This window comes from Saccharicrinis sp. GN24d3 (assembly GCF_052400645.1).
Lineage (GTDB): Bacteria > Bacteroidota > Bacteroidia > Bacteroidales > Marinilabiliaceae > Saccharicrinis.
On the sequence record NZ_JBQTGI010000054.1, the window covers coordinates 1 to 8,509 of the forward strand.

An 8,509-nucleotide genomic window follows, 5' to 3' on the forward strand; every position below is an offset into this window, starting at 1 on the left:
TTGTTTATCAAAATAAATTATTATCGCTATTTTCAGGCAGCATAATAAACCCAAACAACAGCTTAAAAAGGGCTTAATACACAACAAATTTTATTTTGTAGATAGTTTTTAGACAGACTGCCGTTAGGCGCAAACCGACAAAAAAATCTACAAACTATACATTAATAATCTATGAAGCATTACTTTTTATTATTTACCTATATCTTCTTGTCAACACTATTATATGGACAAATTAATCAATCAAAACCTGTGATTATTTGTGGTAAAATCCTAAATTATAGCGAATTAAAAAATCGAGAAACAATAGGATTAACTTACAGCAGTAATGTGCATATGCTGAATAGTATATCGGAGGTTTCTGATATTGATAATCAAGGATATTTTAAATTCTCATTTGTACGAAATATGCCCCAAGATGTATTGATTGACTTTCTAACAACATTCAATATTTTTGTATCACCAGGAGATAGTATCTATTTTGAATTTTTAGCAAGTAAAAACAGAGTAGATATTTATGATAGTATAAAATTCTATGGTAATGGAGTTTGCAACAATACTATTATTTCAAATTTTAATAAGTTTTATTTTAAAAACATTCCATCGTTTGATTTAATCAAAAGGCAGCAAACTAATTTATCCCCACAACAATACACTTTATTCTTAGATAGCATCAGCAAATCATTCGTGCAATATTCCGAGAAATTATTAACAGATAATAGCGTTTCGGATACTGCAATAACATGGATTAATACAGCTATTAAAATGCATTATATGAGTGGATTAGCTGATTATCCCGAGAATCATCGGAAGTACAACTATCTGAAAAAAGGAGAATGGTTTGTAGATGATGATTTCTTTAATCCTTTGATTAATTGCGATGTTAATGAAATGATGCTCTTTAATACTGATTTTACAGGAATCTTTGTCAATCGGTATCATCATAAGTGCATAACATATTTAAATCAAAAACATCTCTTCCAAAAGGGCAAAGGAGAATTTAAGAAGGAAGGAAAATCCGAAGTATTTATTACAAACAGTTTAGCTATAAGTTTTGGTTTTAATTCAGAATATAAACAAGCGGAAAAAGAGATAAAATCAATATTGAAATTTACAAGAGAAAATATAATAAGACAACTTATAATTAGAGAATATTATTCAGAAAACATTGATCATAATGGTTTTGATACTTATTTTAATGAAAACAGAAGAGAAGTTTTCGATAAGTATGTGACAAACTCTCTGATTAATCAACAATTTTTTGATTACTATACACCAGTAAAAAATAATTCAATCAATGAACTTGCAAATCAGAGAGAATTAGAAAGTAGTTCCTTAACTGATATAATTAATAAGCATAAAGGAAAGGCTATTTATATTGATTGCTGGGGAACATGGTGTGCTCCATGTTTAAGTGAAATGCCATATTCAAATCTATTGATTGAAAAGTATAAATCAGAAGATATTGTATTTGTGTTTATTTGTATGGACAGTCCGGAAGACCAATGGAAAGCTACCATTGATAAACGTAATCTAAAAGGAGAACATTATTGGTTGAATATAGACAAGAGTAACAAAATTAGGGCAGATTATAATATCAGTGGGATTCCTTATTATTTCTTAATTGATAAAACTGGCCAGATTTGTAATAAAGGAAATAACCTGAAGCCAAGTCAATCAGAAACCACAGGTCAGATAGAGAAATTATTAAGTATTGATTGAAAGAATATAAAGGTCAGCGCCTAACAATCTGGTATAAAGCATGCGGATTTTGTCATGTTTTGGAGGCTAGGTAAGGAGTTTTAGCACCGCCAAATCTTAGATTTGGCATTAAAATGAAAGATAATAACAAATATAAGATTTGGCTCTGCGGCGATTTGGGAGGTTTGTTTCGTTTAATCTCCGCACGCTTCATCCAGTGAACGTTGGCGTGCATTAGACAGAACGAACTAACAGATAAAAAATAGAATAAATTGGATAAGACATTAAAAACCCTACACCTTAGATTAGATTCGACTTCAAGGTCATTAACTAAAAATGCAATATCCCAGTTGATAATTAAAGTGTTATTCACTAGCGATTTACCTCTAACTATTAAAGAAATAGGTAATGGTATAAAGGATGTTTTAAAAACAGCAATTGCACCAAATAGAATTGAAGAAGGGATTGAAAAACTTTTAGAAAAGGAAGAAATCATTTATGCCAAAAAGAAATATTCATTAAGCAGAAGTAATAGAAGAACATTAAATAAAAGGTATGAGGATTCAACTGAGCGATTAGATAGGCTAGTTGAAACTTATTTCAAACCTTTTCATTCAGATAAAGCATTAGTAATCGATTGGTTTTCTGATGCAACGATAGAGTTTTTTAAATCTTATTCGAAGGAGTGGATTTCCGATATTTGCCATAAAAAATCTGAAAAAGTAAAAGAGAAAAGCTCTGACATCTTTCTGCATATAAAGCGTAGAACTTTTAATAATAAGAATTTAGACAAAAAAGATTATGCGGTTCTTGTAGAGCGATTTGTTGATTGCATTATAAATAAAAAAGATGCGGATTTAGATGCTCATTTATGGGAGTATGGAACTTCTGCATTTGCAGCAAATTTGTTGCAATCATCAATCGGCGCAGACCCAATTTCAATAGCAGCTTTTAGAGATTCAAAATGTGTATTAGATACAAACGTTCTAATGAACATAGGATTAGAAGCAAGTGAATATCATAATACAATAAAAAAACTAGATGGTATATTTAGCCAATTAAATGTCACTCCTGGATATTTTCATATTACTGAGCAAGAATATATTAATACCGTCTCAAATCTTAATAAAGAAATTCTTAGAAACGTTGAGAAATTTGATTATTCAGTAATAAAAGAAACTGATGACCATTTTATACAGTCTGCAATTAAAAGAGAATGTTCAAATTATGAAGATTTCCAAACATTTTGCCAACAAATAAGTACTCCTCCTGAATATATCGAGTCTAAAAAGAAGATTGAAATTTTTAATGATGACCCAAAGCTAGATATTGCAATTGAAAATGCACAAAATGACGAGAACAAGAAAACAGAACTCAATACAATATACAAGAATGTTACCCGAAAAGATAAAAGAGATGCGCCTTTAGTTCATGATGTAGGTATAATTGCAGGTATTGAATACTACAGAACTACTGAGAAAGCCTTTATATTGTCTCAAGAAATCTCGGTTAATAAATATTCCCATACCAAGCCTACAGTCGAAAATTTACCTTTGGCAATTCGTTTAGATACTATAATTAGTATGCTTGCAATTGATAATGGAGGTACTGATGTTAATCCGACAGATTTTTCGAATTTATTTGCTGACATGATTCGGTTTAACCTTCAACCTGACAAAAACACCTTTAAAATTACGGATTTATCAAAGCTATTGGATACAGAACTGCAAATTGAACAGTTGCCAGCAGAAGAAGTTGTCAAAATTGCAAATTCGTTACACGGTAATATATCAAAAGGTTTATCTGATGATGAAATAAGTCTTGAATTAAATAGAGAATTTCAAGAAGTTAAATTGAAATTTGTTGATGATTTAGCTGAAGCAAAAGATAGCTTATCCTTTGAGAAAAGTGAAAAAGAGAGACTAAAAAGACAAGAAGCTAAAAGCGCCAATGTAATAAAAGGACTTTATCGAAAAGAGGAAGTTGAGAAAGTTGATAAATATATTAAACGAAGTAGACTCATCTTTTTTGGGGGATTACCAATCGGGATTAGCCTATTAAGTTGCTTAGGAGTTTATTTATATCAAAACGATTCAGAATTAAGCAACTTTCTTTCATATTGGATTGCTTTAGCTGTTAATGTTATTGTCTGGTTATTGACAAGTGTTTTCATTTCAAAACCAATGATTGCAAGCAAATCAGCAAAACAGATGTTAGAAATTGAAGAAATTGTTGAAAGAAGATATGAAGAAGGAATAAAATAACGACACGCCAACACGCGGTATAGTTAATAAGGGTTTCAGTGATTTTCGGGGTGTAGTAATCCGCTCTAAAGTTTGCTGTAACTTGATAGGTAAAAAGCCCGCAATCCCTTACTAACCATACCGCCACCGTTACCAACAAGCCTAAAAAAAGAAATGACAACGGTAATTTTGCAGAAAAATAGATAAAATGAACAGCCAACGCACAAAACAGCACATTCGCAAGCTCCAACACACAAGCCGATGCTTCAGCTTGCAAAAGAGCTGTTTTCTTGCCAGTTCACTAATCAATACGAAACCGTATAACTTAAGCAAGCTCTATTGTAAATAAGAAAAAGTTAGGGATAAATCTTACATTTGATTATAGTTTAAAACAGACATCTTAATTCAGTGAAGCAGATACCAAAATATGATTTTAATAAAAAGGAGGAACCACTCCTTGAGTTTGAAATTCTTCGTTTGGAAGAACTGATAAAAAGAAAACATCAAATTGCCGGCAAACCACATCGTCTTGATTTTTATCAACTTATTTTCATTACTGAAGGAACCGGTATTCATACGGTCGACTTCCAGAGAGTACAATTTAATACAGGCTCCTTTATTCCCATCGCAAAAGACCAGGTGCAACAATTTCATATTGATTTTGATATCAAAGGTTACGTCATACTTTTTACATCTGATTTTTTGGTTCGTGAAAAAATAAATTATAGATATCTATATGATTTCATCCTATTCAATTCGCAATTATCACCTGTTGTATTGCAATGCGATACCGACACAAAACTGTTAATTGAGATGCTCGCAAAAGCATTTTTTATTGAAAAAGAATTTGAACAGGAAGAATTGTTACGGAATTACCTCAAGATTATTTTAATCCGGCTTGAACGGACTAAACGCTCCTTCTCACAAATACCAAGTGGCTCTTCACTTACTTTAAGTATGCAGTTTAAAGAAGCTTTGGACAATACTATTAGCTATAAAACAAAAGTAGCCGATGTCTGTGAAATTTTAGGTGTAAATTCCAAGAAGCTGAATGCTGCCCTTCAACTGTTATCAAACAAAACAGCAAAAGAATATCTGGATGAAAGGGTTGTTTTGGAGATTAAACGACTTCTTTCATATTCTGAACTTTCAATTAAAGAGATTGCTTACAAAATTGGTTTCGAGGATGCTACAAACCTGACTAAATACTTTAAGAAACACGCCGGCTTTCTTCCTCAGAAATTTCGTGAAATTCATCGTTAGCCCATTTTTACCATTCTTTGCCTTAAACTGACCTTTACCAAAATTGATTTACTCCGTTACTTTGTATCGTAATTATTATTCATAAATTAAAATACAAAAACAATGAAAACATTAGTAACAGGAGCAACCGGAAAACTTGGTAAAGAAGTAGTAAAACAACTTGCCAATAAAGGAATCAGCGTATTGGCAGCAACGCGCGATATTTCGAAAGTTGCCAAAAACTCTAATATAGAACCGGTTATATTCGATTATGAAAAATCCGAAACCTATGCCGTCGCATTAGAAAATGTTGATTCAATCTTTTTAATTGCACCCCCAATGGACCCATATGCCCATAAAAAAATATTCCCTTTTATCGATGCAGCCCAAGAAGCTGGCGTTAAACAAATTGTTGTTAATTCAGCTTTGGGAATTGATGCCAATCCTGAGGCAGCCCTCTTCAAGATAGAAAACTATGTAAAAAATGCAGGCTTTCAGTATGCCATAATTCGGCCAAATTTTTTCATGGATAATTTTACTACGGGTTTTATTGCTCCAATGATAGCGCATCAGAACGGGATTTTCGTTGCTGCAGGAAATGGCAAAACGGCATTTATCGCTACTTCGGATATTGCGGCGGTTGCAGTAAGAGTAATTACCGACTTGCAAAATTATAATGGTAAAATTATTAATCTCACCGGAAGCGAGGCACTTGATCATGATGAGGCCGCGAAGATTATCAGCAAAGCAAAAGGCCAAGAAATAAAATATGTGCCTATTTCTACTTCCGAGATGAAAAAAGGAGCAATGGAAAACGGCATGCCCGAACCTTCTGCCGATATGATGCTGGCACTTTATGGAGCTACTTCAGCAGGTTACATGGCTGTTATAACCAACGATTTTGAACAAGTAATTGGCAATAAGCCGTTATCGTTCGAAGATTTCATTAATTCAAATATTAAGTAATATCATTTAAAAACAACACCATGAAAAATCGAATTTTAATACTATTATTAGTTTCAGGAATAGGTATCGGAACCAGCTTTGCTCAAAACAAGACTTCACCTGATGTTGAAAAATATCAATTTGGTGAGCCAGAACATTTATTAGATGGCTACTCCATGAATTTTCAGTATCAAACGGGTAATGCAATCCATATTGAATTCTATGATGGAAAGGGTAAGTACGAATGGATTACAGGTCCCGGCAAAGGGAATGGCAACAAAGATATACAATACCGTTGCCGTAAAATAGGGGATGATTTGTATTTAATGAATTGGCACGAAACCGGGCTAAAGGATTACCTGACCCTTGTTTTTAACTTCAAGAACATGACGGTATATAGTTCTGTAATAATTGGATATGAAAACAATCCGGACAGACCAAGAAGAACAGCTTTTGACGGTGGTATAATCGACCACTTAAAGAGACCTGAATAAGAAAATTTTGGATTTGATTATAAACACTCTAAAAGTTTTAACATGAAAACAAAAATCATCACATTCTTATTGGCATTAATTGTCTTTACAACAACAGCTAATGCACAGGAAACGGAAGCTACCCGTCTTTTACAGGAACAAAATAAAGAGTTTGTACCCAAAATTTTTAAGTTTGGCGAAAATGTACATTTCGCGGTGGGCTACGACGTGAGCAATATTGCCATGATTGAAGGTGAAACCGGAATTATTTTAATTGATGCCGGCATGTCGCCGGTTCGGATGGAGACGCTTCGTTTGAAGTTTCGTGAAATTACCGATAAACCCATTAAAGGAATTATTATTACACACGGGCATGGCGACCATTTTGGCGGTATTCAGGCTTTTTTAGATGAAGGTAGTAATCCTCAGGTGTGGGGAAGAAGTGGAGCATTAGGCAATAACGTTGGTTTTAACATTGAAGAAAATGCGGGAAAAAGTGCTGGATTAACTTATCAAAACAACCGAGGAGCCCGCCAAGCTGGTGTCATTCTGCCAGATTCAATTCATATTAACAACGGAATTGCTCCCCGTCCCAATAAACAAAATACCATGTTCAACCGCAAAAAAGGACAAGCAGAATTTGAACCTACACATTTTTTCTCTGGTGAACGGAGGCAAATTAATATCGACGGGATAAACTTTGATTTGGTAGCTGCAAGCGGCGAAACATACGACAATATGTATGTTTGGATGCCGGACCAGAAAATATTGTTCTGTGGCGATACCTATTATAAATCGTTTCCAAACTTATACACCATTCGTGGTTCTCAATATCGAGATGTTAAAAGTTGGTACGAAAGCCTCGATAAAATGCAAAACGAAAATGCAGAATATTTACTGCCAGGTCACACACGCCCGGTAATTGGGAAAGACAAGGTAAAAGAAACTTTAAGCAATTATAGCGACGCTATAAAATTTGTTTTCGACAAAACCATTGAAGGCATGAACAAAGGCATGACACCCGACCAATTGGTTGAATATGTGAAATTACCTGAACACCTTGCAACCTTTCCTTATTTAGTTGAATATTATGGTCGTGTGGACTGGGCTGTTCGTTCTATTTTTGAGGGTTATTTGGGCTGGTTCGATGGAAACCCGGTAAACTTGAATAAACTATTACCAACCGATGAAGCGGAAAAAATGGCAATAATGGCTGGAGGCTTAGATAAACTTCGGGCAAATGCTCTAAAAGCTTTTAAAGATGAAGATTTTCAATGGGCAGCTCAATTGTCTGATTATCTACTTGCTTTAAACAATGATGACAAAGAAATAATCAATCTGAAAGCAGATGCATTAATGGAAATTGCCAAAACCATGGTAACCGCAACCGGCAGAAATTACATGAATAGTTATGCCATTCAGTTAAAGGAAAAAGTGGGAGAATAATACGATTTAATAATTTGAATAAAAAATTGAAAATGTTATAATTAATTATTTCTATATTGCCCACGCTTCACAGTCACACACATTGCCAAGCCCCACGTGCCGACGCTAAAGCCAAAACTTGTCAAAGAGTGTGTCTGTCCGAACGCACGTGATACTGCAAAATTGATAGATAAATTGACTGAAAAATAAAAGGCCAGTTGGTAACACGCGGTATAAAACATTGGGGTTTAGGTGGTTATTCAAACTTTCTACCACGCATCAAGTTCTGTGTAACTTGAAAGGAAAGTAGCCCGCAATCCCCAACGATTTCATACCGCCAACCGTCAGACTGTCTAAAAACTAAAAAGGTGTTGACATAAAGTTCATAAGTATGGTGTAGTTTTCTTCAGTAAAAAACAGGTATTATGTATCTTACATACATGAGATACATACAAGGACAAGATCGTCAACAAATCAATCTAT

Annotated in this window: 6 protein-coding genes; all 6 read left to right on the top strand. The window is 33.8% G+C overall.

Going from position 1 to position 8,509, the window contains the following annotated elements; translation table 11 throughout:
• The first annotated feature begins 171 nt into the window (after window positions 1-171).
• On the top strand, window positions 172-1,719 hold the full coding sequence (locus tag ACT29I_RS25325; protein ID WP_444794811.1) for a TlpA family protein disulfide reductase: 1,548 nt from the start codon (window positions 172-174) through the stop codon (window positions 1,717-1,719).
• A 251-nt stretch (window positions 1,720-1,970) separates the two neighbouring features.
• Complete coding sequence (locus tag ACT29I_RS25330; RefSeq protein ID WP_444794812.1) at window positions 1,971-3,962, top strand: hypothetical protein; 1,992 nt, start codon at window positions 1,971-1,973, stop codon at window positions 3,960-3,962.
• 387 nt (window positions 3,963-4,349) lie between these two features.
• Window positions 4,350-5,204: a helix-turn-helix domain-containing protein gene (locus tag ACT29I_RS25335; protein WP_444794813.1), complete on the top strand. Its 855-nt coding sequence runs from the start codon at window positions 4,350-4,352 to the stop codon at window positions 5,202-5,204.
• Window positions 5,205-5,306: 102 nt separating this feature from the next.
• Complete coding sequence (locus ACT29I_RS25340) at window positions 5,307-6,149, top strand: SDR family oxidoreductase (RefSeq protein WP_444794814.1); 843 nt, start codon at window positions 5,307-5,309, stop codon at window positions 6,147-6,149.
• Between the two features lie 20 nt (window positions 6,150-6,169).
• Entirely contained in the window at window positions 6,170-6,622 is a 453-nt protein-coding gene (locus ACT29I_RS25345; RefSeq protein WP_444794815.1) for a MoaF-related domain-containing protein, read from the top strand.
• A 42-nt stretch (window positions 6,623-6,664) separates the two neighbouring features.
• Entirely contained in the window at window positions 6,665-8,047 is a 1,383-nt protein-coding gene (locus ACT29I_RS25350; protein WP_444794816.1) for an alkyl sulfatase dimerization domain-containing protein, read from the top strand.
• The last annotated feature ends 462 nt before the right edge of the window (window positions 8,048-8,509 follow it).

Excerpts from the sequence above, each read along its gene's own strand:
- ACT29I_RS25350 (WP_444794816.1), top strand. The coding sequence starts at position 6,665 with ATGAAAACAAAAATCATCACATTCTTATTGGCATTAATTGTCTTTACA.
- ACT29I_RS25325 (WP_444794811.1), top strand. The coding sequence starts at position 172 with ATGAAGCATTACTTTTTATTATTTACCTATATCTTCTTGTCAACACTA.
- ACT29I_RS25340 (WP_444794814.1), top strand. The coding sequence starts at position 5,307 with ATGAAAACATTAGTAACAGGAGCAACCGGAAAACTTGGTAAAGAAGTA.
- ACT29I_RS25345 (WP_444794815.1), top strand. The coding sequence starts at position 6,170 with ATGAAAAATCGAATTTTAATACTATTATTAGTTTCAGGAATAGGTATC.